Annotated in this window: 17 protein-coding genes and 1 pseudogene; 9 read left to right on the top strand and 9 right to left on the bottom strand. The window is 49.5% G+C overall.

Going from position 1 to position 22,059, the window contains the following annotated elements:
- Nucleotides 1–405 precede the first annotated feature (405 nt).
- Nucleotides 406–1,572: a GGDEF domain-containing protein gene (locus PK629_00380; protein HOP09929.1), complete on the bottom strand. Its 1,167-nt coding sequence runs from the start codon at nt 1,570–1,572 to the stop codon at nt 406–408.
- A gap of 454 nt (nt 1,573–2,026) precedes the next feature.
- Between PK629_00380 and PK629_00375 the strand changes: the two are divergent.
- From PK629_00375 to PK629_00355, 5 genes and pseudogenes are all read left to right on the top strand, one after another.
- A pseudogene (locus PK629_00375) lies at nt 2,027–2,242 on the top strand (ferrous iron transport protein A).
- A 13-nt stretch (nt 2,243–2,255) separates the two neighbouring features.
- The gene (gene feoB, locus PK629_00370) at nt 2,256–4,265 is read left to right on the top strand and encodes a ferrous iron transport protein B (GenBank protein HOP09928.1); all 2,010 of its coding nucleotides are present in this window, start codon (nt 2,256–2,258) and stop codon (nt 4,263–4,265) included.
- Nucleotides 4,266–4,372: 107 nt separating this feature from the next.
- The gene (locus PK629_00365) at nt 4,373–6,289 is read left to right on the top strand and encodes a hypothetical protein (protein ID HOP09927.1); all 1,917 of its coding nucleotides are present in this window, start codon (nt 4,373–4,375) and stop codon (nt 6,287–6,289) included.
- Complete coding sequence (locus tag PK629_00360) at nt 6,286–7,038, top strand: DUF4886 domain-containing protein (GenBank protein ID HOP09926.1); 753 nt, start codon at nt 6,286–6,288, stop codon at nt 7,036–7,038. The genes PK629_00365 and PK629_00360 overlap by 4 nt, the downstream gene beginning before the upstream one ends.
- Entirely contained in the window at nt 7,035–8,261 is a 1,227-nt protein-coding gene (locus tag PK629_00355) for a class I SAM-dependent rRNA methyltransferase (protein ID HOP09925.1), read from the top strand. The genes PK629_00360 and PK629_00355 overlap by 4 nt, the downstream gene beginning before the upstream one ends.
- Nucleotides 8,262–8,489: 228 nt before the next feature.
- Here the strand turns inward: PK629_00355 and PK629_00350 are convergent, their stop codons facing one another.
- Together PK629_00350 and PK629_00345 are read right to left on the bottom strand one after the other, a co-directional pair.
- Nucleotides 8,490–9,311 carry a hypothetical protein gene (locus PK629_00350; GenBank protein ID HOP09924.1) on the bottom strand — a complete coding sequence of 274 codons (822 nt, stop codon included), beginning with the start codon at nt 9,309–9,311 and terminating at the stop codon, nt 8,490–8,492.
- A 24-nt stretch (nt 9,312–9,335) separates the two neighbouring features.
- Nucleotides 9,336–10,487 (bottom strand): hypothetical protein, encoded by a 1,152-nt coding sequence (locus tag PK629_00345; GenBank protein HOP09923.1) that lies wholly within the window; start codon nt 10,485–10,487, stop codon nt 9,336–9,338.
- 201 nt (nt 10,488–10,688) lie between these two features.
- Between PK629_00345 and PK629_00340 the strand changes: the two genes are divergently transcribed.
- A complete protein-coding gene (locus PK629_00340; protein ID HOP09922.1) occupies nt 10,689–11,519 on the top strand; it encodes a helix-turn-helix domain-containing protein in 831 nt (276 codons plus the stop codon).
- Nucleotides 11,520–11,622: 103 nt separating this feature from the next.
- Here the strand turns inward: PK629_00340 and PK629_00335 are convergent, their stop codons facing one another.
- Together PK629_00335 and PK629_00330 are read right to left on the bottom strand one after the other, a co-directional pair.
- The gene (locus tag PK629_00335; GenBank protein ID HOP09921.1) at nt 11,623–12,651 is read right to left on the bottom strand and encodes a uroporphyrinogen decarboxylase family protein; all 1,029 of its coding nucleotides are present in this window, start codon (nt 12,649–12,651) and stop codon (nt 11,623–11,625) included.
- Between the two features lie 36 nt (nt 12,652–12,687).
- Nucleotides 12,688–13,923: a Gfo/Idh/MocA family oxidoreductase gene (locus PK629_00330; protein ID HOP09920.1), complete on the bottom strand. Its 1,236-nt coding sequence runs from the start codon at nt 13,921–13,923 to the stop codon at nt 12,688–12,690.
- A gap of 130 nt (nt 13,924–14,053) precedes the next feature.
- Here PK629_00330 and PK629_00325 point away from each other — a divergent pair, with 130 nt between their 5' ends.
- Together PK629_00325 and PK629_00320 are read left to right on the top strand one after the other, a co-directional pair.
- Nucleotides 14,054–15,730, top strand: coding sequence for a hypothetical protein (locus PK629_00325; GenBank protein ID HOP09919.1), 1,677 nt, complete (start codon nt 14,054–14,056; stop codon nt 15,728–15,730).
- Between the two features lie 68 nt (nt 15,731–15,798).
- Entirely contained in the window at nt 15,799–16,350 is a 552-nt protein-coding gene (locus PK629_00320) for a shikimate kinase (GenBank protein HOP09918.1), read from the top strand.
- A gap of 395 nt (nt 16,351–16,745) precedes the next feature.
- Here PK629_00320 and PK629_00315 read toward each other — a convergent pair whose 3' ends face one another.
- The 4 genes from PK629_00315 to PK629_00300 form a co-directional block, all read right to left on the bottom strand.
- The gene (locus PK629_00315; protein HOP09917.1) at nt 16,746–17,642 is read right to left on the bottom strand and encodes an alpha-L-fucosidase; all 897 of its coding nucleotides are present in this window, start codon (nt 17,640–17,642) and stop codon (nt 16,746–16,748) included.
- Nucleotides 17,643–17,666: 24 nt separating this feature from the next.
- Nucleotides 17,667–18,965 carry an amidohydrolase family protein gene (locus PK629_00310; GenBank protein ID HOP09916.1) on the bottom strand — a complete coding sequence of 433 codons (1,299 nt, stop codon included), beginning with the start codon at nt 18,963–18,965 and terminating at the stop codon, nt 17,667–17,669.
- Between the two features lie 33 nt (nt 18,966–18,998).
- Nucleotides 18,999–19,493 carry a DUF6530 family protein gene (locus PK629_00305; protein ID HOP09915.1) on the bottom strand — a complete coding sequence of 165 codons (495 nt, stop codon included), beginning with the start codon at nt 19,491–19,493 and terminating at the stop codon, nt 18,999–19,001.
- Between the two features lie 492 nt (nt 19,494–19,985).
- Nucleotides 19,986–20,816, bottom strand: coding sequence for a class I SAM-dependent methyltransferase (locus PK629_00300; protein HOP09914.1), 831 nt, complete (start codon nt 20,814–20,816; stop codon nt 19,986–19,988).
- A gap of 290 nt (nt 20,817–21,106) precedes the next feature.
- Between PK629_00300 and PK629_00295 the strand changes: the two genes are divergently transcribed.
- Complete coding sequence (locus PK629_00295; GenBank protein HOP09913.1) at nt 21,107–22,054, top strand: zinc ribbon domain-containing protein; 948 nt, start codon at nt 21,107–21,109, stop codon at nt 22,052–22,054.
- The last annotated feature ends 5 nt before the right edge of the window (nt 22,055–22,059 follow it).

Below are 22,059 nucleotides of genomic sequence, written 5' to 3'. Positions count from 1 at the left end.
TCAAAATGCCGAAACGGGATATGAATCAATAAATGAACCCCATCGCAAGGATGGGGGTTCTTCTCTTATTGTTGAGGATTGGAAGTTTTCATAAATGTTTAATCAAAGCGACAACCAACCCGGCGAAAAGTATGACAACCAATCCGATAAACAGAATGGCCGCCAACCCGAAAACCAAAGCTTTCAGAACAAACTTAAATATAAGAGCGCCCAAAAAAACCACGGCAATTATTGATAATAACAATCCGATGCTGATTCTTCCCATTGTAATGCGATAAAACGTCCGTTTTTTCGGATTTCTTACCGCTCCGCTCCTTTCCGAAATTCCATAATTATATTGTGCTTAATACCTGTTTTAAATCCCGGTTATTTTTTTAATTTTAAGCCGAATGGGATAACTTAAAATTATGCCTGCCCTACTTTCCCGTCGGTCCGTTCCTTCTCATCATACATCCGTTTATCGGCCTCTCGGATAATTTCATCGGCTGTGCGGGATTCCCCCGCTTTGATAAATGCATAACCGATACTCATAGAGAGGTTGTATGGCGCCGTCCCCTTTTCGTTGAAGCGTTGGGTTTCTTCTTTGATGGCCTGCATAGTTATAAAAGCAGTCTCGGTGGTTTCACATTCCCCGATTACGATGAATTCTTCTCCGCCGATTCTGGCAATAAAATCAGTTCGGTTTACCGCTTTGATCAGGATCGTCGCTACGTTCTTAAGTGCTTCGTCTCCAATGGCATGCCCGAATTTATCATTGATTTTTTTAAATTTATCAATATCAATCATCAAAGCGAACAAGATGGGATTCTTTAATTGTGAGTTGATTTTATTGTTGATAAAGGTCTCATAACGCCGGCGGTTGCTGAGGCCGGTCAGCGCATCTGTTGTGATTAACGTGTTTTGCAGATTAAAATAGATAATCAACAACGAGATTACAGACCCGATCCAAAGGACCGAAATACCGTAGAACATCCACTGTATCACCGCACAAATAACCGGAAGAATCGGATAAAGATAGAGAACCCGGATGGTCTCACGCTTTGTTGTCATGGGGTCTTTTATAACCATGTGCAGCATAACAAAATAGATGCCGAAAATATAAAACAGCGTTAAAACGAAACACAAAAAGAAATAATTTCCCCGTGTATAATTGTTTTGAGCATCAATAGAGAAGAAAAAAGGTGTGTATAAACTGACCACCGTCAATACTGTGGCCGCAAAAGCGGGAATTGCAAGCCATGGCAGCTGCCGAATAATTTTTCGCGTATTTACGCCGAGCTTATATTCACAATAAATATACCAAACAAAACATATTGCCGGCTGCAAAATATAATACAATGCCGAGTCGATGCGTAAAACCACACCCGCAAGAGGTGTCGGATTACCGTTTAAAAGCCACATTACCGTATCGGTAATCAATAAAAACATATTAAAATAAAGCATTACCGTGAATAATCTGTCATCGACGCTTTTTCGCATGATACTGTGTGATCCGAAATTGATCAGCATCAGCAAAAGCAATACCACTCCGATTGCATTAATTGTTACATATAATGCATTATTCACCATCATCAAACTCCGTTCATCTGCCCGAGAATTTCCCAGACATGAAAATTCATCTTTCAGTATACTGATTTTTTGAGATTTTTCCAGATGTTCTGGGTATACTTTTACTGACTCGCCCCGATCATCTGATGAAAAAGCGACAGCATACGTCTTACAATTCGGCATTTTTTGGATATTTAAAAGCAGTCCGAAATATGTTCCCTGAGTATTTCCAAAATTACAAGCACATTCAAAAGATCGACAAGGCTGCAAGAACCTGCATCTCTTTTTACAGATACAGATTGTAACATGCAAAAAACGATTAATCAAGTATATTTAATAAATCCGAAAAAAACTGTTGACATTCGAGTTAGCATATGCTAACATAGTGGCGGAAAGCGGGTCCTGCGGAAAACGTTTTTCGCTTCCGCCTTTGGGCGGACCTGCCCTCTGATATCATTCATCGAAAGGATGTGAATATATGACACTTGACCGACTCCCCATCGGCAGCGGTGGATTTATCACAAGAGTCAACGGCGAGGGTGCTTTGCGGCTGCGTCTGTTGGATATGGGTTTGATTCCAGGCACGATGATTTCTGTTCACAAAATGGCACCGCTCGGCGATCCGATTGAAATCCGAGTACGCGGTTATGAACTGACGCTGCGCAAAGAGGATGCGGCGTTAATCGAATTAAAAGGAGGAAACGGACATGGTTTTTGCGCTCGTGGGCAATCAGAACAGCGGCAAGACGACGCTGTTCAATGCCCTTACCGGGTCCAACCAGCACGTCGGCAATTTTCCCGGCGTAACCGTGGAGCAAAAGGTCGGAGAAATCAGAAATTCGAAGAATAACTCCGTCGTCGATCTGCCGGGTATCTATTCGATTCGCCCCTATTCCACCGAGGAAATCGTCACCCGCGATTTTATATTAAATCAAAAACCCGACGGCATCATCAACATCGTCGACGCCACCAATATCGAGCGAAATCTGTATCTCACCCTGCAATTGCTTTCGCTGCGCATTCCGATGGTGCTGGCGCTGAACATGATGGACGAGGTGCGCGAAAACTGCGGCACGATCGACACCGTCGAGATGTCGAAACTGCTCGGAATTCCGGTCGTGCCGATCTCCGCCGCCAAAAACGAGGGCATCGCCGAACTGGTGGACTGCGCCGTGCGCACCGCCGAAAACAAAATCAAACCCTCGGTGATGGATTTCTGTTCCCCGGGACCCGTTCACCGCTGCATTCACGCGGTCTGCCACATTGTCGAAGACCACGCCCAACGCATTGGCGTCTCGCAGCGCTATGTCGCAACCAAGCTCATCGAGGGCGATGATATTCCGTTTATCAATAAACTCGGGCTGACCCAAAACGAACTGGATCTGATCGAACACTCGGTCGTCGAGATGGAACAGGAGCGCTGCCTCGACCGCAACGCCGCGCTGGCCGACATGCGTTACGCTTTTATCGAAAATGTCTGCGCCAAAACCGTGGTCAAATGCAGCGAAAGCAAAGAGCATCTGCGCAGTGTCCGGATCGACAACGTGCTAACCCATAAAATTTTTGCGCTTCCGATTTTTATTGCGATCATGGGATTGGTGTTTTGGCTGACGTTCGGCGTGGTCGGCAGCTTTTTATCCGACCTGCTGTCCATGGGCATCGATGCGCTTTCCGGTCTTGTCGACACCGCACTGACGAACTGGGACGTCAACGCCGTTTTGCAGAACCTGATCATCGACGGGATTTTTGCCGGCGTCGGCAGCGTGCTGTCGTTTCTGCCGCTGATCGTCGTGCTGTTTTTCTTCCTCTCGATTCTCGAAGACACCGGCTATATGGCGCGGGTGGCGTTCGTGATGGATAAGCTGCTGCGCAAAGTCGGGCTCTCGGGCCGCAGCTTTGTGCCGATGATCATCGGATTCGGCTGCTCGGTTCCGGCGATCATGGCGACCCGGACGCTGGCCAGCGAACGCGACCGTAAAATGACCATTATGCTGACGCCGTTTATGAGCTGCTCGGCAAAAATCCCGATTTATGCGGTCTTTTCCGCGGCTTTCTTCCCCGGCCACGCTGCGCTCGTGATGATTGCTTTATACCTTACGGGCATCCTCGTAGGCATTCTGGCGGCGCTTTTGCTCAATAAAACCGCATTCAAAGGCAAGCCGGTGCCGTTCGTGATGGAACTGCCCAACTACCGCCTGCCCTCATTCAGAAGCGTCCTGTTGCTGATGTGGGACAAAGCCAAGGATTTTTTGCAGCGGGCGTTTACGATCATCTTTTTGGCGACCATTATCGTCTGGTTCTTGGGCGCGTTCGATTTCCGGCTGAATTATGTGACCGACCATTCGCAGAGCTTGCTGGCCGCCATCGGGCAGCTGATCGCGCCGATTTTTGCACCGCTCGGCTTCGGCGACTGGCGCATCACGACCGCATTGATCGCGGGATTTACGGCCAAAGAGGCCGTCGTGAGCACTCTCGGAGTTTTGACGCAAACCACCGCTTCGGCGCTTTCGGGTGTGCTGCCGGGGTTGTTTTCCTCGCTCTCCGCCGTCAGTTTTCTGATCTTCACCCTGCTCTATACCCCCTGCGCGGCCGCCGTGGCGACGATCAAACGCGAATTGAATTCCGGCATCAAAACCCTCGGCGTTGTGATCGGGCAGTGCGTGATCGCCTGGGTCTGCGCGTTCCTTGTCTATCAGATCGGAAGTTTGATTTTTTAACCGATTCGTGAAAGCAATGTCATTGTATAAATAAAAATTTTACGCTATAATGAATCTCGCCGAACGATAAAGCGGCGGGATTCTTTTAATTAAGGGTGGTTATTTTTATGCCGCAAAAAACACTTGGCGTAATCTGTGTAAAAGAAAACGATTTGCTTGCGGTTTTTCAAGCCGCCTGCCCCGATTTGTTAATTTTAAAACCCGACGACACAACGCAGGAATCCCTTGGCAGCTGTGATGCGATTGCGGTACTCGGCGGTGCGGCCAATACGCCGCTCGAAATTCCGGCAAGAACCCGTGTGTTGATTGAAAGACAGATTGCGGCGGGAAAGCGTTTGCTCGCCGAATTCTGCGGCAGTATCGGGGAAATTTACTGGCCGGAGGCATCCTCCACCCGATTTGACCGTCCGGTTTGGCTCGGGCCCGATCTTCCGGGACTTGCCGAAGGCGACATCTTGGACGACCAGTGCGGCATGCGCGTCAAACCGTGGCTGTCGCTCGGAACGGCAAAGCCGCTGCTGCAATTTGTCCGCAAAAATGTCCACGGTCATATTGCCGTCACCGAAGAGACCTTTCAAAATGTGACCGAGCGCGGGCTTTGGCTCGAAAGCGACAATCTCCTGATCTGCTCGTTCCGGCTGTCGAATTTCAACCGCAGCCGGTTTTCTCCGCGCAGCCGCTGGCATGCGGTTGTCCGCTATATCACCGAATGGCTGCTGGGACAACCCGCCGGTGCGCATATTTTCGACGGCCTTGAAAGCACTTATGAGCTGCTGCCCGCCGATCCGAATGCAGACGATTTCGAAGCACAGCTTTCGGACAGCGCCGAAAAAGGGCTCGGTTGGTTTAAAAACGCCGGAATTTTGATTCACGACGGCAAAGACGGTGTGTTGGAAGGGCTTGCGACCGAGATTGACGGCGACGGAAACCAACGTATGCTGACCGGTGTGCGCGACGACTGCAGCGGCGAAACCGCCCTGCCCCACTTTTTGAATTATTTACTGCACGGCAAAGCCGAAGACCTTGCGATTTCGGACAATCTGCTTGATTTTTGCTTTGATTGTTTTCAAATCAAAGAAGGCCCGCTCGAGGGCATGATGCGCTGGACGGAAATCGGCTGGGGCGCATGCTATCAGGACGATGTGGCGAGAGCGATTCTGCCGCAGCTTTTCAAATGCCTGATTCTGCAAAACGACAATCACCTTTCCGACTGCGTGTCCGCACTCCGTTTTCTCGTAAAAACCACCGGCACCGACGGCACAAGGGTTTCCAGAACCGACAACTTTAAACTCACGCCGCAGGAGATTGAACGGCTTCACAGCACCTCGGGCAATTTCCCGTGCGCGCATCACAACGCATATTACTGGGCCGCTCTGCTGCTGGCTTACAAACTGACCGGAATCGAGGAATTTAAAAACGTCGCCGTAAAAGGGCTTGAGACGCTGATGAATGTCTACCCGAACACCATCCGCGAACACAGCCAGACGCAGGAACTTTGCCGCTTGATTTTGCCGCTCGCCTATCTCTATTGGGTGACGGGCGAAAAAAAACATAAGGATTGGCTGTATCAAGTCGCCGCCGATCTGCAGCCCATGCGTCATAAAAGCGGCGCCTACGCCGAGTGGGACGAGGGTTACAAAGCGCACCGCTTCTCTCAAAATGACAGCGAATGTTCGCTCTTGACCAAAAACGGCGATCCGGTGGTGGATTTGCTCTATTCCTGCAACTGGCTGCCGATCGGATTCATTCAGGCGTATTTCATCACCGGTGATTCCTACTTCAAGGAACTGTGGAAAGGCATTGCCGGATTCATGGTCAGCGCACAGATTCACAGTGCAAACCCGAAAATCGACGGCGGCTGGACACGGGCATTGGACCTTGACCAAATGGAGGTCTTTGCCCTGCCGAATGACCTCGGCTGGGGTCCGTGGGCGATTGAGTCGGGTTGGACGGTCGCCGAAATTTCAGCGGGTCTGATGATGGGCTTGCTCGAGGACAAATTGAAAGGATTTTTCAAAAAGTGACCAAAATACTTGCGATCGGGAACAGCTTTTCCGAGGACGCCACGGCTTATCTGCATGCCATTGCCGAAGCCGGCGGAATGAAAACGAAAATCGTCAATCTCTATATCGGTGGATGCTCATTGCAGCGGCATTGCGAGAACATTCAAAATGATGCCGCCGCCTATGATTATCAGTTGAACGGTGTTTCAACGGGTACGCTTGTGTCCATCAAACAGACGTTGCTCGAAGATGACTGGGACATCGTGACCATGCAGCAGGTCAGCCACGAAAGCGGACTGCTCGAGACCTATTTTCCCTATCTTGCCGAACTTTCGGCTTATGTACGAAAGCTGAGACCGCTTGCCAAGCAAGTTTTCCACAGAACTTGGGCGTATGAAATCGACTCGACCCATCCCGGTTTTGCCAACTACGACCGCGATCAGGAGCAGATGGCAAATGCCATCGAAACCGCAAGCGCCGAAGCGGCAAAGCGCATCGGCGTTCCGATCATCCCCTGCGGCGATGTGATCCGACACTTGCGCAAAACGCCCGCATTCGATTATGCTAACGGCGGGCTTTCGCTGTGCCGAGACGGTTTTCACATGGATTACATCTACGGCAGGTATGCAACGGCGGCGGTCTGGTACGAGTTTTTACTCGGCGGAGATATCGCAAAAAACACCTTTGCGCCAAACGGAGCGGAAGCGGATAAACTATCATTGATTCAAAAGATTGTACATGAAATCGTACAAAAGGAGAAAAACCGATGAAAACCGAACGGAAATTCCCGGCGGCAACGGTCACGAAAAAGGCCGAGGCGTCCCTGCGAAACGGCCACCCGTGGGTCTACGGTGAGGAGATTACCAATGTCAACGGGCCTTGTGAAAACGGCGGTCTGATGGACGTGCTGTCCGAAAAAGGCGTCTATCTCGGCACGGGGCTTTTAAGTGAAAAGAGCAAAATCCGCGTTCGGGTGCTGGCCGCCAATGCCAACGAAACTTTCGGCGACGCGTTTTTCGCCCGCCGCTTGAAATATGCGATTGATTACCGCGTCACGGTGATGCGGGACGATTTCTCGTGCTGCCGCCTGATTTTCGGCGAGGCCGACGGCCTGCCCGGTCTGACGATTGACCGCTACAATGACATTCTGGTCAGTCAGATTTTGTCCTATGGCATGGAACAGCGCAAAGACATGATCTATCGCGAACTTGTGAAAATTTTAAACGAATACGGCGTGACCGTCTCGGGCATTTTCGAGCGCAACGACGTCTCAATCCGTTCGCTGGAAGGGCTTTCTTTGGGCAAGGGTTGGTACGAGAGCGATTTTATTTCGCACCCCGAAAGCGCAATTACCGAGATCACCGAAAACGGTTTAAAATACGCGGTAGACGTGGAAAACGGCCAAAAGACCGGCTTTTTCCTCGACCAAAAATATAACCGCGCCGCTTTGGCCCGCATCGCCAAAGGGCGCAAGGTACTCGATTGCTTCACTCACACCGGGTCGTTCGGCATGAACGCGCTGATGGGCGGCGCAACGCACGCCACAGCGGTCGATGTTTCGGAATCGGCGCTTGCACTGGCAAAACAGAACGCCGAAAAAAACGGGCTGACCGACAAAATGGATTTTATCTGCGCCGATGTGTTTGATTTGCTGCCTAAACTGCGCGAGCAAAAAGCGGATTATGACCTGATCATCCTCGATCCGCCGGCGTTCACCAAGAGCCGCAAAACAGTTGCGGGCGCGGAAAAGGGCTACCGCGAAATCAACAGCGCGGCGATGAAACTCCTGCCGCGCGGCGGTTATCTGGCTACCTGTTCGTGTTCGCATTTTATGACGAATGAGCTGTTCGTCAAAACGTTGTTGACGGCAGCATCGGACGCGAATGTCACGCTCAAACTGATTGAGGCGCGCAAACAGTCGCCCGACCACCCGATTTTACTGACCGTCCCCGAGACCGATTATTTGAAGTTTTATTTATTCCAGGTGGTTTAAATCCGTAGGGAACAGTCTTAACTGTTCCGCTTTCGGAATTAGCGAGCGTCGTAAAATCCGTGAATCGTAGGGGCGAACTGCGTTCGCCCGCTAATTTTGGTTCAATAAAACAAAACACCTCTATGGGAATTGACGGGCGAACGCAGTTCGCCCCTACGCCGTAATATAACACCAAATAATAGAGCGAGATAGGGGATTCCGCTCTATTATGTCATGTATTGCTTAAAACTATTCGATGACAGGGCTCCGCACTCCGGTATCAATATCAACTTTATAGTATATATCGTAATACTCCCGATAAGTTACCGTGCCGTCTTCATTTAGCTGCAAATCAACGAAATACGGCTCGGTGTTATAAATCTCGGCAAGATATTTTCCGATCAGTGTCCAATTTGCTTCGGAAGGATTTGCGATGTCGCTCAGATCATAGGTATAGAGGTAATCATACATCACAAGATCATTGTTTTCATCTATATATCCGCAAGTAAATATATAGATCAAACGATTGTTATCAGGATCATAAATACAGTTGCTAACATACTTCGCGGTTCCTTCGGATATTTCTTCAGTGTTATTCTCATCAAACGTTTCTAAAAAGGGAATGCTGTATTTTTCACGGGAATCCATATCAAAAATGACCTCGCCGCCGATTAACGCATATCTTTCCCCGAGGAAAATGACGCCTTCCATTCTCTCGCCGGTTACAGAAGGGTCTGCAAAGAAAACATGAACTAAATTTTCAATACTCCCTGCATTGTCAATGTAAACAAAGCACTCATCTTCGAAACCGTAGTCGTCTTCCTCAACATTAACACTGATCATGATTTCTATTAAAAACTTATCTGAAAAATAGTATTCATGATAGTCATATTGATAGATATAAGATATTTCGGCTACTTTATTTCCCCATTCATATTCAAATGATCCATTTTCATAAAATGAATTTGCAGAAATTGATGATTCTTGAACCTCTGAACCTTTATTTGTTTGACAACCGATTGTGAGTATCGCAATGATGAGGCAGAAAAGAATGATCAGCGGCTTTTTCATAAAATGCACCTCCGATTATTTAGATTATTCATTCGGCACGAAATTCAACTTCGCGATCAAATTTTCATAGGGATCATTTTCGTAGATAAAATACTCGCCCGGCGCAATTTTTAAATTATTCCTTTCCATATATAAATAAAGTCTTGAAAAAGCGTGAGTAGATTCATCCGCAGCATATTCTTTCCAGACATAAATCGTTTTTTCTCCTGCGAATCCACCGTCTTCCCTCAATCTTGCAGCGTCATAGACACCACCATCTTCAACAATAAAATTGGGAACTTCAATGATCTCATTTGACGATATGATAAAATTGAGTTTTGCTCCGTAATGAAGATAAAATTCAATACAGTCATCTGTTTTCCATTTCAGCAAAGCACTCGGATCTCCCGTATCTTCATATCGATAAGAAGCCTCATATAACATGATCCATTTATCTTCGGCAATATCATAGAGGAACAGATACTGCATAGACGGTCTGATCACATAATCAAAGTTATGGCGTCTTGAAAATACTGCGATCTTTGTTCCTGTTGAATTTACGTCGGACTCGACAATATAACTCCATTCGATATTATCAAAATAGCTGTTATCCATGATATTCTTTTCTTGGCCTGTCTCGATATCGATAATGGTTCCTTGATCAATCAACGCTCGATTGTTATCAATCCATTTTACGGTTTCGATAAAAGTATAACCATAATCCTTAACAAAATGATCAAAATCGTTCAAGAACAGATAACTCACATAATTTTCATAGTCATCATCAACATACCAAAGGCAAACAGCTACTTCAATAAATTGATTTTCCCCATCGGGTGAAGGATAGACATTGTATGCTCTCACATAGTTTATAAATTCATCATCATTTAAATATGGCTGCAGAATCGCTTTATATTCTTCGAGTGTATAAGGAGAATCTGACGGAATACCTGTATTTTCACTTGAAACAGCGGGAACACTGCTCGCTTCGCTTGATTCCAAACTTGAAATATCAGAAACACCGCTTTCTTCGCTTAAAACCGAACTCGAAACGGCAGAAACACCGCTTTCTTCGCTTGAAACCAAACTCGAAACGGCAGAAACACTGCTTGCTTCGCTTGACTCCGAGATATTCTGACATCCCGATATCATAATCAATAGACCGAGCAGTATTAGGGTTGTGCGTTTAAAACACATCTGTAAATACCTCTTTCGTCAATAATATCATAATCCCGTAGCGCTTTGATTGATATCATCATACCATAATCATCCAAAAGGTCAAGGCAAAAACACAAAATCACGGATTTCCCGAGAGATCATTTGTACTCAAAACATCAGGATTTTTATAAACAATATGCTATAATAGAAACACAAAAGTACTTTTGAAATCGTTTGGGGGTGTTCGGTATTCGGGATCTCGGTGTTTTGACGGTTTCACTCGCTTATATCGAAGATAATATCAAAAACGACATTTCGCAGGAAGACATTGCTTCGTCTTGTTTTTGTTCGCTGTCTCATCTGCAAAAACTGTTTCGGTATGTCTTTCGCATCTCGGTCGGGGGCTACATCACCCGGCGGCGCATGACGTTAGCCGCGCGTGATCTACTTACGGGTGCAAGCGTCCTCGATACGGCAATGAACTATCAATACAACTCGCCTGAAGTCTTCTCACGGGCTTTTGTGAAGGTCTGGAATACCACGCCCTCGAACTTTAAACACACCCGAAAATTTACCGAGATATTTCCGAAATTAATCTTGAATACAGAAGGAGATTCTAACATGAATAGACGAAAATTCGATATGACCGAATTATATGACTACATCCGCGCCAAAGAGGGTAAATTTGTGTTGAGTTTTGATATCGCCGGACTGCGCGCGATCAACACCGATAAAGGTCGTTCGGCGGGCGATAAGATTATTGCCGAATGCCTGCGCCGGATTGACGAACAAACCGACGACGGTATGCTGCTATGCCGCATCGGCGGTGACGAATTCGCCTTGTTCACCGAATTTACCGAGAAAAAAGACGTCGAAACATTTGCCGAAAAAATCCTCAGCCAAAACGGCAAAACAGTAACCTGCGGCAACGAAAACATACCCGTCTCAATGCGGGCGGGTGCGATGAAGCTCGCGCAAAAGACAAAATACGGCGAACTGTTCACCCGCCTGTCGGAAGAAGTCTGCCGTACCTCGGAGGACATCGGCAAATGCGGGTTTGTGAAAACGTAATCTTTAACCCCCCTTGTCAAAGAAGGGGAAGTGCGAAAAAAGTTCGCACAGGGGGAATTCACTCTACGTAAAAAGCGCCGACCTGCTGGTCGGCGCTTTGTCATTACCGAATCTCTTTGACGGTGTTCACCAGCGCCTCGAGGTTTTCGAACGGAAAACCGTTGTCGGACTCGATATAAAACCACGAACCGCCGTCGGCCATTTTGAAGGTCTCATATTCGCGCTTGACAAGATCGCGCACCTGCTGCGGCGTGCCGAACGTCATCGTGTTGGCGCGGTCGGTGTGAATGGCGATCGCAAGCCCCGTGCCGCGGCTGAGTTTTGCCAGATCGGCCATATCGTATGCCGGCAATTGCGGCCAGATCGAGGTCGCGCCGACATCAGCCAAGTCCTCGATGATCGGCCTGATCTGCCCGCAGCTGTGAAAATGCACCGTCATGCCCGCTTTGACCGCCGGTTCGAAGATATATTTCAGACGCGGTTTAAAAAATCTGCGCCACATCTCGGGACTGGTGATCAGCGCCCGCTCGGTGCCGTAATCATCGCCGAATGAGACCCCGTCGGCACCCAGCGCCACGGCGTATTCTACTTTTGCGCGGTCGTATTCGGCGATTTTATCGGCCAGATAATTGATCTCTTTGCTGTCCTCGGCCATCTCGCAGTAGACGTCCTCGTCAAGGCATAATTCGCGCAGACGCTCAAACAATGAACCGCAGTGGTATTGGTGATAATATTGTTCGCGGTGGATTTTCCCCGCCGCAAGGTCAGTTTCAAACCGCTCGCCTACTGCTTTGGGCGGTTCCGGAAATTTAAAATCATAAACCTTTGAAAGGTCTTCCAATGGTCGCTCATACGGAATTCCGGCAATGCCGTAGATGCGGTATTCCCATAAAATCCCCCAGTCGTCACGGCGGAATTCATGGTATTTCCCGTTCATGTCGAACAATTCCGGACCGAGTAACGGAATCGGTCTGCGTTCAAACGGGCCGAAGTCTCCGGGCAATGTTGCATAGAGATCGTTCAGCTTTTCGCCGTGCTCGTAATAACCGACCGGCGTACACAGATATTCCACCGGCACTTTATCCGGTTTTTGATACTTCATCGCAGCTGCGACGCGTTCCCTTGAATTCATTATTTTTGTCTCACTTTCGAAGATTAGGGGCTAAAACTAATTTTTCAACCCTTCTAACCAAGTATTTTTAACCCGCTCGTAGACCTCATCCGGAATTTCCGGCTCGCCGTATGACGAACGCGGCAGCAACTGATCTCCGGCGACTGCGGGGTTGGTGCAGGCATTGTCGTTGCGCCATTGATCGCGCTGTTTCGGGTCGCGCAGATCGGGCACGTCAACAGGTGTATTGCCGTTCAGCACCGACCGATATCCTAAAAGCCCGCAAATACCCATATCGACCGCTTTATAGACGTCGATCGACCATTTGCCGTCTGATCTGCCCAAGATTTTTTCGATAAAAAAGTGCGTCGCGTAAAAATCGCTGCCGCCGTGACCCGTAAAGTTTTTCGCCGCATCGCCCGCGATGGTCTGCTCGGGGTCGTAGTTCTCCCATTCGCCCTTGCACAACTCTTCGCCCTCGCGATAAACATTCACCGGTGGCTGGGTTTTGAACCGTCCGCTTTCCATCATACCCTTTTGCCCGTAGATCTCGTAATTCACGCTGCTCGGTTCGCGCTTCAACCCGCCGTGAATGCTCTTGACCACCGCGCCGTTTTCCAGCGTCACCAGTTCCATCCCCGCGCCGTGCCAGGCGCCGAGTTCCAGCATGCACTTCTCGGGCGGCATTTCAAAACCGACCACCTTGACCGGACGCAGACCGGAAATGGTCAGCAGCGGGCCGAGTGAATGGGTGCAGTAAAAATTGGGGTGCATATTGTTGCGCCAGTGGCTGCGTTCGCCGTAGGTGATCTGCGGCCAGATCCCCGAGCAGTCGTGGATATATTCGCCCTCGCCGTACATGATCTCGCCGATATCGCCGTTTTGATAACGCTTCCACATCTCGAAAGCATGCTTCATATAGCAGTAATTTTCGGCGTAGGCATAGACCTTTCCGCTCTTTTCGACCGCCTCAATCAGCGCCACCGCCTGCGCCATGGTCTCACAGGGCAGCACCTCGCTGAGCACATGCAGGCCGTGTTCGAGGCATTTCACCGCATAAACCGCATGTTCGTTGGCGTAATTCGCCAATACAACCGCGTCCATGTCGTGTTCGATAAACGATTCGAAATCGGAATAACAGGCGACTTTCGGGTCTTTTTCCCGCACTTTTCCGAGCAGATGCGGGAACTTATCGCAGACCGCGACCAGTTCCGCATCCGGGTGCCGCAACAGCACATCGATCATTGTCTGGCCTCTGCGGCCGCCGAAAACGCCGATTTTTAATTTTTCCATGAAAACCATCCTTTCGCGGATCAGTAACTCACCTTATTGTCGGGTTTGATTTTACCATACCGATTCTATATTTGCAATTCGGTTTTTTTGTGGTAAAATACTAAAAACGCCTTAGAAGGAGTATCAGTTTATGAAGAAATATTACGCACGGATTGTAGAAGCGAACGATCGCGGCTACGAGAGCTCGCTCAGCCACTTTATCCGCAATCCCGAGAGCAAATATTTTAACGGACGCGCCGACAACACCCTGCTGGTCGAACCGAATTATCACATCGGCACCATGCATGCGGCCTCGGTTCTGTATTGCTGCCCCGAGAGCCGCCACTACCGCGACAAGTCGCTGCTGCCCAATATCAAGCTTGCCTGTGAATACATCATTTCCAGAGCGCACGAAGACGGCACGACCGACTTTCGCGCCACCAATTTCTTCACACCCGCGACTTTTGAACTGCATTCCGTGGTGCGCGCCTATAAGGTTTTCGAAAAATACTGCGGAGACGGCGCGGCAGAAAAAGAGACCCTCGGATGGATCAAAAAACTGCTCGAAAAACTGGCGCTGGGATGCCTGAACGGCGGTTTCCACACGCCCAACCACCGTTGGGTCGAGAGCGCCGCGATGCTCGGCTGCTATAACATTCTCGGCTGGCCGGAACTCAAAGAAAAGGTCAATAAATATCTCGCCGAGGGTATTGATATCGACGAGGACGGCGAATTCACCGAGCGTTCCCCGGGCATGTACAACGCCGTCAACGACAACGCCCTGCTGATGATGGCCGAGGAAGGCAATATGCCCGAACTTTACCCGCATGTGAAAAAGAACATGGATCTGCTGTTCAACTACATCGAACCGGACGGCACGATCTTTACCCAGAATTCCCGCCGCAAGGACAAAGGCGAGGGTTCCGCAAGCGGTAAATTCTATCCGGCCCACTCCTATTACCACATCTATCTGTGGGCGGGTTATCTGTTCAACGACAAACGTTACCTGAAATTTGCCGAGCAGATCATGGAGGATACGCTGTATTCCGGCAGAGGCACGCCCGGGCCGCTGTGGCTGTATATGCTGATGCCGGAACTTAAGGAATTTGAACCGGACCTGTCCGATACCGAGGTATCGACAACTTACAGCGCATTTTATCCCGGTTCTGACATCTACCGCCGCAGGAACGGCTTCTGGTCCTATTCGATCATCGCCAACAACCCGAACTTTATGTTCTTCAAATGCGGCGATATTCAGATGTATCTGCGCATCTGCGCCTCGTTCTTCGCGGTCGCCCAGTTCATGCCCAATAAACTCGAAAAAACCGACACGGGTTATAAAATGTTTTTCCACTCTCACGGCGAATATAAAATGCCGTTCGAGCATCCGACCACCTCGATCTGGACTGAGATGGATCATTCCAAACGCGGCGTCATCCATTCCTGCGATCTCGATTTCACCGTCGAATTCACCGATCTTAACGACGGTGTAAAGCTGCACATCACGACTTCGGGCACCGACGGCGTGCCGTTCAAACTCGAATATGTCATATCCCCGAACTGCCGGGTCGAGACCGCCGATACCGTCACAGAGGCAACTGCGGGCAGCCAGATCACGGTCAAGCACGGGCAGATCCGGCTCGAACAGCCGGCCGGCGAGGAGATTTATATCGACGGCACGTTCGCCAGCCATCTGTATCATACGAGCATGCGCGGCAGCGTCCCGCAGGCCAAGGACTGCTTCACGATCTACAGCACCGACGATTCCCCGATCGACCGCACGGTCGAGATTCACTTCAAAAAGCGCGAGAGCGTCCACGAGCTGTAATACAATCGCTGAAACGATCGGCGGCCTTTCGATGGAAGGCCGCCGATTTGCATAAAGGAGGTCATAAGATGAAACTGTTGGTTTTAATCGGAGACAGCGCAGTCGGGAAAATGACCGTCGGGCAGGAACTGATGAAAATCACCGATCTGCGATTATTCCACAACCATATGACAATCGAACCGGTTCTTGAGATTTTCGGGAAATTGAACGGAACCGTAATTAGGCGTTGGCGCGAGGTAATTTTCGAGGAATTCGCCGCCTCCGACGCATACGGCTTGATTTTCACCTATATGTGGGGATTTGACTTGCAGTCGGACTGGGACTATATCGCGCATGTCCGAGAGCTCTTTGAACAGCACGGTGCGGAGGTTTTTTACGCTGAACTGGTCGCCCCGCAGGAAGTCCGCTTGCAGCGCAACGCCACCGAAAACCGTTTGAAGCATAAGGCGTCAAAACGCGACATCGAAATCTCCAATCAGCGGCTGATCAATGACGACGCCAAACACCGCTGCGTCAGCAACGACGGTGAAATTCCGTTTGAAAATTATATCAAAATCGACAATACCAATCTCTCCGCCGCGCAGGCTGCTGTGCAGATCAAAGAACGGTTCAATTTATAATATCAATAATTAAGTAAGGGGGCAGACGGCTTCCGTCTGCCGCCATGATGGCGGTTGCAAACGCGGCCTGAAACCTGCTGTCCGTTCATCCGATAACGCGCGCTTCCAGCCTCGGTGTTTCTCTGTAGGAAGCGACGACCTCGGCGCTCCGAACCGTATGGCGGCTTTCAGCCGCCCGAAATCTGATAATTGGTTGTTCACTTCTTATATTTGTTGCAATAAAAATTAACGGCAAAATGGGCAGACGGTTTCGTCTGCCCATTTTACATTTGTCATTTCGAACGAAGTGAAGAATCTCGGACTGATTAAGGCTTTGTTTATATGAAACCGATTTTCATCAATACGAGATCCTTCGGTTCCGCACCACAAGCGGTGCTGCGCTCAGGATGACAATTTTATTTCAACATCTTGCGCACGCGGACGAGGAATTCCCGCACGTCCGGGCGCATGCGGTTCGCCGTACCCGGTTCAAACGGAACATCAAGCGTGAAAACCCCGCCGTGTGCGCGGGTGTTATTGATGTGCGCGGCGAGTTCTGCCTCTTTGCAGCGGATGTCGCCGCCGCTCCAACGTGTGCCGATAAATGTGAGCTCGTGCCACTGGATATGATCGGCGGTCGGCCAAGTGCAAATCGGGTCGTAGATATTTTTATATTCTCCGGCGCAGTAGTCGCCGGCGCCGTTGGCGTACATCCGCTGCTCGCCGGGGTTAAATGCGACGATGGAGTTCGGATTGCCGCTCTTAAGCGCCGCCGCGTACCGCTTCGAAATCTCAAAATCGAATCCGATCCAGTCATAGCAGCCGTCTATCCACCAGCCGTGTACATCTTTCCCGTACCGCTTAGAAAAATCCGACATCACCGCGCACCAGTTTTGGATAAACCGTTCGGTCAAAATGTAATCGGTGGTCTCGGCGCTGCTCATTTTGTCGCATCCCAAAGCCCTGCCGAGCCGCTCTTCTCTCTTTGGAGCGGATGCGGGGTGATACAGCATCAATTTGATATGATACGGTTCAAACGCCTTGATCAGTTCCGCGAAAATGTCACGCTTTGCACAATACCCGGGGCCGATAACGGCTTCATAGGCCGCGTTCGGTGCGTTCAGAAAGCCCGAATTCTGCCCGGTCGTCACAAAGACGTGACCCGCACCCGCCGCCGCGCAGTCGCCGGCAAAGCCCTCGATATCAAAACCCTCGGTGCGTGCAATCAAATCCTCTTTGGTACCCGGCAAAAAGTGAAAAAACAAGCCGTAACCGGATTCCCGAAACCATTTCGTCCGTTCGCTGTTATACATATTATACTCCAATCTGCGTTTTAATCAGCACGCCGCGCGCTTTTTGATCTCCTCAAGCATTTTATCACATGTCTCCCGGGAATAAAAGACGCCGCGCTTAAAAACGCCGCGATGGCGGGATAAAGTCCGCAGATCATCCAACGGATTTTTCTCCGTCAGCACCAGATCCGCCCGTTTGCCGGCTTCAACCGTTCCGAACTCCGCCGCTTTTCCCAAGCAATTCGCCGCATTGACCGTCGCTGCACAGAGGATTTCGTAATTCGAAAGTCCCGCCCTTGACAGCAGTTCAATTTCCCGATGCTCGGAAAAACCCGCGACCACATAGGGCACCGATTTGTCGGTACCGAGCAAAATTCCAGCGCCTGCTGCTTTTAATTGTCGGATGATGAAAAACAGCTTTTCCATATACGCTTCCTGGTCGGTCAGTCCGGCTTTTTCATACACTTTGTTTGCCTCAATGATCAGGAATCGCATCGCTTTTTTGTTCTTTTCAGAAACATAAGCAAGGGATTCCTCTTTTTCGTATTCTTCCTGCATTTTTACGTTCGCCAACCGCTCGTTGGCGACCAGCGTCGGACAATTCCAAACATGATTTGAAGCCGCAAGTTCCGCCATTTCCCGAATTTGCTCATCGCTCAGGTTTTTTTCGGGGAAATACGGATTGACGAATCCGTATAAATGTTCGACGGAACGCATTTTGGACTCCAGCGCGTGTTTCAATCCCACCGCATCGGGCGCATGACCCGCAACGGGCATGCCGTATTCGTTCGCAATGCGCATAATATCATCGAAATTTTCAAGAGACAGCTTGGAATAAATTTTGATAAAATCATATCCCTTTTCCGCCTGTGTTTTGATGATTTTACGAATTTGACCGGCGTTTTTTACCGCGTGGATGTTCATAAATTTCGGAAAGAAAGGCGGGTCGCCGTCCAGTATGGCGCCTGCGGTAAAGATATCCGGCCCCACGGCGCTGCCGGCTTCGATTTGCCTTTTTAACCTGAGATGGTGAAACACCCTTGTGCCGAACAGATACTGACCGGGTTTGAAGCCCTCCTGCCCCCACATATTGCGAATGGCAGTCACGCCGTTTGCGAGATACAGCGTCAGATCGTCCGGGTTGTCGCCCAGATGGGTGTGCATATTGACCAAACCCGGCATGACATACAGCCCGCTCGCATCAATGACGGTACAATCCGATTCCGGCACGGAGGACGTATTTCCGATGGTTTGAATCATGCCGTCTTCAATCAGTACCGATTGATTTTCATCAATCGCCCGGCTTTTCATAGAAACGATATTTGCATTTTTAATCAGTAACATTGCTGCGTCCTCCTGTCATATTTTTTTAAAGCGTTACTTTTTCCCGCGTCCGTAACCCATTTCGTTCAGCAGATTAGCCAGTGTGTGCAGGCGTTCGGCGATCATCTCGTCGTCGCGGGAAAGCGCGTCGGCAAACAGTTTGATATCGGTGTCGAGCATGGGGTTATCCTTGCAGATTTCCACGGTCATCGCATCGCCCTGCAATCCGATCCGGTCAATACGCGGGTTGTTTTCGTCGTACAGTTTCGGATAGCGGTAAGCGTCCATGAAATACTGCTTGGCGCGGCAGATCAATAACGCCAAATCCAGTACACGGTGCATCGGCAGTTCTTCGGATTGACGCGACCATTTATCGCCGGTATAACGCCAGACCTTGGCCGAGATGTCGACCTTACCCCGGTCGTTCCACTGCGCCAGTCCCAGTGAAAGCCCTTTGGCGCAGGAATCGTATTGGTCCCTGCCGTCGACGGCCTCGTAATTTTCACAGACCACGACCGGTTTGTGTTTGAGCGTCGTGGGGATTTTCATAAAATTTTTGCTTGACATGCTTCGTTCTCTCCTTTGATATGAGAATTTTTTATATTTCATCACAGTTCCCTCTGTTTACGCAGTAATTTACTAATTTACTGCGCAAATGAGTATACCATAGGAGAAAAAAGATGTCAAGAGGGAAAATTAAATCAAATTTCTTTATGCAGTAATATTTTATAAGGCGACCCGGGTACGACCCGCCATAGACCCGCCATATATGAATATTAAGTCCCGCACGGCGCGTCAGGAATGCCATGCCCTACGGGAACACGATGGGTGCAAACACCCCACCCTGCTTCATAATATGTTTCACGCCTCAAAACTTGTCATCCTGAACAAAATGCAGCCGAATGAACTCGGATTTATGAGGCCGTTATCTATCCGAGATTTTTTAGGATTTCGGGGAACATCGAGGATGTTCCTTTATGCCCAAAATATGATGCGCTGCGCTCAGAATGACATTTATTCCGCTGATTCAAAGAATCCCGATTATCCCCCTTTTCGCATGACGGCGCACAGAATCTTTGAACCGCCAATATAAGGCACTCCGGTCAAATCGGAAAAGAACGCTGCCGCGCTGAAGCCAAACGGAGTCATTTCTTTTGCCAGAGTTTCTTTAGTGAAACATGTGTTCCAGATATTGAAACAACGGATTTTTTCACCTTCGATGATCACATACCGGTGCATGTCGACATACTCGCCGTAACGATATTCCGCGTCCAGGCAAACATGCGGGTTCGGACTCCAAAAACCGCCGTTTTCGCAGACCTCCCATGAGGTTTTCTCGCTTTGTTCAGCATACTGTTCGGGCGTAAAAACATCGAACAGGAACAAACCGCCCGGTTTAAGCGCTCTGTGTACACGCTCAAGCAATTTCCTCCGATCTTTCGGAACCAAAGCGCCGTAGTCGCACCAGATCAGCGTAATCATATCGAATTTGTTTTCAAAATCCATCTCAAGATAGTTTTGCAGCACATATTCGGTTTTTGAATCGTTCGCTTTCGCGTAATGAATCGAGCGTTCGGAAAAATCCAGCCCCGTCACATTCAGCCCGCGCTCGGAAAAGCGTTTGGTGTAAAGGCCCGGGCCGCAGCCGATGTCGAGTAGGTTCGCGCCTGCGGGCAGCAGCGACGAAATCCATTTGACCGCGCGGCCGATAAATTCCGGCTTTCGGCTCGCAGCATCGGTATTCGGGTTCAGATGCGCCTCGAGCATCCCTTTCGAAATATGTTCGTCGTCCCAGAATTTTTCCGGGGTCTTTTCATAGAGTTCCGGCTTTTTCAGATAGGTTTTCAATTCGTTAAAGTTATCGTTATCCATATTCTATTCCTTCGTGTCGGTTGATTCTGCGTTCGTCAACGCGTCGGGCGACGCTGTGGGTGTTATACGTTGAAATGCTTGGCCAGAAGCCGCAAGCAACCGGATTGACGTACTCGGAAGTAAAAACAATCATCCTCATTTAACTCCGGGGAATTGTGTAAATTCTTTTTGATTATATGGTTCGCTGAAGGTTTTGTCAAATAGATCTGATAATATCCGGTTTTACGGTTGACGCATCGCAGTCCGGATGATAAAATATAGTCACTATTACAGTGTGAAGGGGTAATACTATGTTTTGTAATAACTGCGGACAACAGATTCCGGATAATGCCGCTTTCTGCCCGAAATGCGGCCACAGCATCAGCCCGTCTCCCGCCAAGACCGCGCCCACCCCTGACCCTGCACCGGCGCCGGTCTATCAACAACCTGCACCGACATATCAACCCCAACCCGCACCGGTTTATCAACAGCCCGTCTATCAGGCGCAGCCGGCAGCCGCAGTTGCGGTGAAGCCCAAAAAACATAAAGGGCTGATTACTTTACTGGTCATTATCATTGTGCTTTTGGCCGGTTTTATCGCCGTCACATTCCTTGTTCCGGGACTGGTTATGCCCGTCAACCTCGGGGTCAAATCTTCTTACGAGGCCTATCTGTCCGCCATGGACAAAGTCGGACTCAGCAGAGACGACACGCCCGAATCCGGCGCCATAGAAGATTATCAGGTGGTATATTCCGGCTCACATACGGTGGATGAGACCCTGACCAGCGAGGAACTGACCTCCTATGTCAACGAGAACCGCCCGCCTTATTTCGCGGTGAAAAACGTTCAGATCCGCATCAACGACGACGGGACCGTCGAGGCTTCCGGAACCCTGAACACCGCTTATGTGTTTGACCATGTTCTCGGCGGGGAGTATTCGATGGAGGATGCACAGCGCGCGCTTCCGATGCTCGGTTTGATTCCCGACAACGTCAACCTCTATGTCAAGCTGTCCGGTTCCGTGGTCGACAACAGCGTGGAAGACCTCGACATCGAATCGGTCAGCGTGATGGGTATCACGATTCCGAATGATTTGATTGACTCTAATGAGGATTTTATCGTCGATACGGTGGACGGGTTAATCGCCCGGATGAACGCAAAATCCGGCAGCAACATCGAACAGCTGGATTTTGACAACGGAAAACTTAACGTCAAAGGTACGCTGCCCTCATACACCGAGCGAATTTCGGTGCAATAGGTGCA

This window comes from Oscillospiraceae bacterium, from assembly GCA_035380125.1.
Lineage (GTDB): Bacteria > Bacillota > Clostridia > Oscillospirales > JAKOTC01 > DAOPZJ01.
The sequence above is the reverse complement of the archived record's forward strand: the minus strand, read 5'-3'. Positions and strand labels throughout refer to the sequence as shown.

What these genes read in the sequence shown, in the direction of transcription:
- PK629_00295 (HOP09913.1), top strand. Translation starts at nt 21,107, where the DNA reads ATGTTTTGTAATAACTGCGGACAACAGATTCCGGATAATGCCGCTTTC.
- PK629_00330 (HOP09920.1), bottom strand. Translation starts at nt 13,923, where the DNA reads ATGGAAAAATTAAAAATCGGCGTTTTCGGCGGCCGCAGAGGCCAGACA.
- PK629_00365 (HOP09927.1), top strand. Translation starts at nt 4,373, where the DNA reads ATGCCGCAAAAAACACTTGGCGTAATCTGTGTAAAAGAAAACGATTTG.
- PK629_00380 (HOP09929.1), bottom strand. Translation starts at nt 1,572, where the DNA reads ATGATGGTGAATAATGCATTATATGTAACAATTAATGCAATCGGAGTG.
- PK629_00305 (HOP09915.1), bottom strand. Translation starts at nt 19,493, where the DNA reads ATGAAAATCCCCACGACGCTCAAACACAAACCGGTCGTGGTCTGTGAA.
- PK629_00310 (HOP09916.1), bottom strand. Translation starts at nt 18,965, where the DNA reads ATGTTACTGATTAAAAATGCAAATATCGTTTCTATGAAAAGCCGGGCG.
- PK629_00325 (HOP09919.1), top strand. Translation starts at nt 14,054, where the DNA reads ATGAAGAAATATTACGCACGGATTGTAGAAGCGAACGATCGCGGCTAC.
- PK629_00315 (HOP09917.1), bottom strand. Translation starts at nt 17,642, where the DNA reads ATGTATAACAGCGAACGGACGAAATGGTTTCGGGAATCCGGTTACGGC.
- PK629_00345 (HOP09923.1), bottom strand. Translation starts at nt 10,487, where the DNA reads ATGTGTTTTAAACGCACAACCCTAATACTGCTCGGTCTATTGATTATG.
- feoB (HOP09928.1), top strand. Translation starts at nt 2,256, where the DNA reads ATGGTTTTTGCGCTCGTGGGCAATCAGAACAGCGGCAAGACGACGCTG.
- PK629_00335 (HOP09921.1), bottom strand. Translation starts at nt 12,651, where the DNA reads ATGAATTCAAGGGAACGCGTCGCAGCTGCGATGAAGTATCAAAAACCG.
- PK629_00300 (HOP09914.1), bottom strand. Translation starts at nt 20,816, where the DNA reads ATGGATAACGATAACTTTAACGAATTGAAAACCTATCTGAAAAAGCCG.
- PK629_00350 (HOP09924.1), bottom strand. Translation starts at nt 9,311, where the DNA reads ATGAAAAAGCCGCTGATCATTCTTTTCTGCCTCATCATTGCGATACTC.
- PK629_00320 (HOP09918.1), top strand. Translation starts at nt 15,799, where the DNA reads ATGAAACTGTTGGTTTTAATCGGAGACAGCGCAGTCGGGAAAATGACC.
- PK629_00355 (HOP09925.1), top strand. Translation starts at nt 7,035, where the DNA reads ATGAAAACCGAACGGAAATTCCCGGCGGCAACGGTCACGAAAAAGGCC.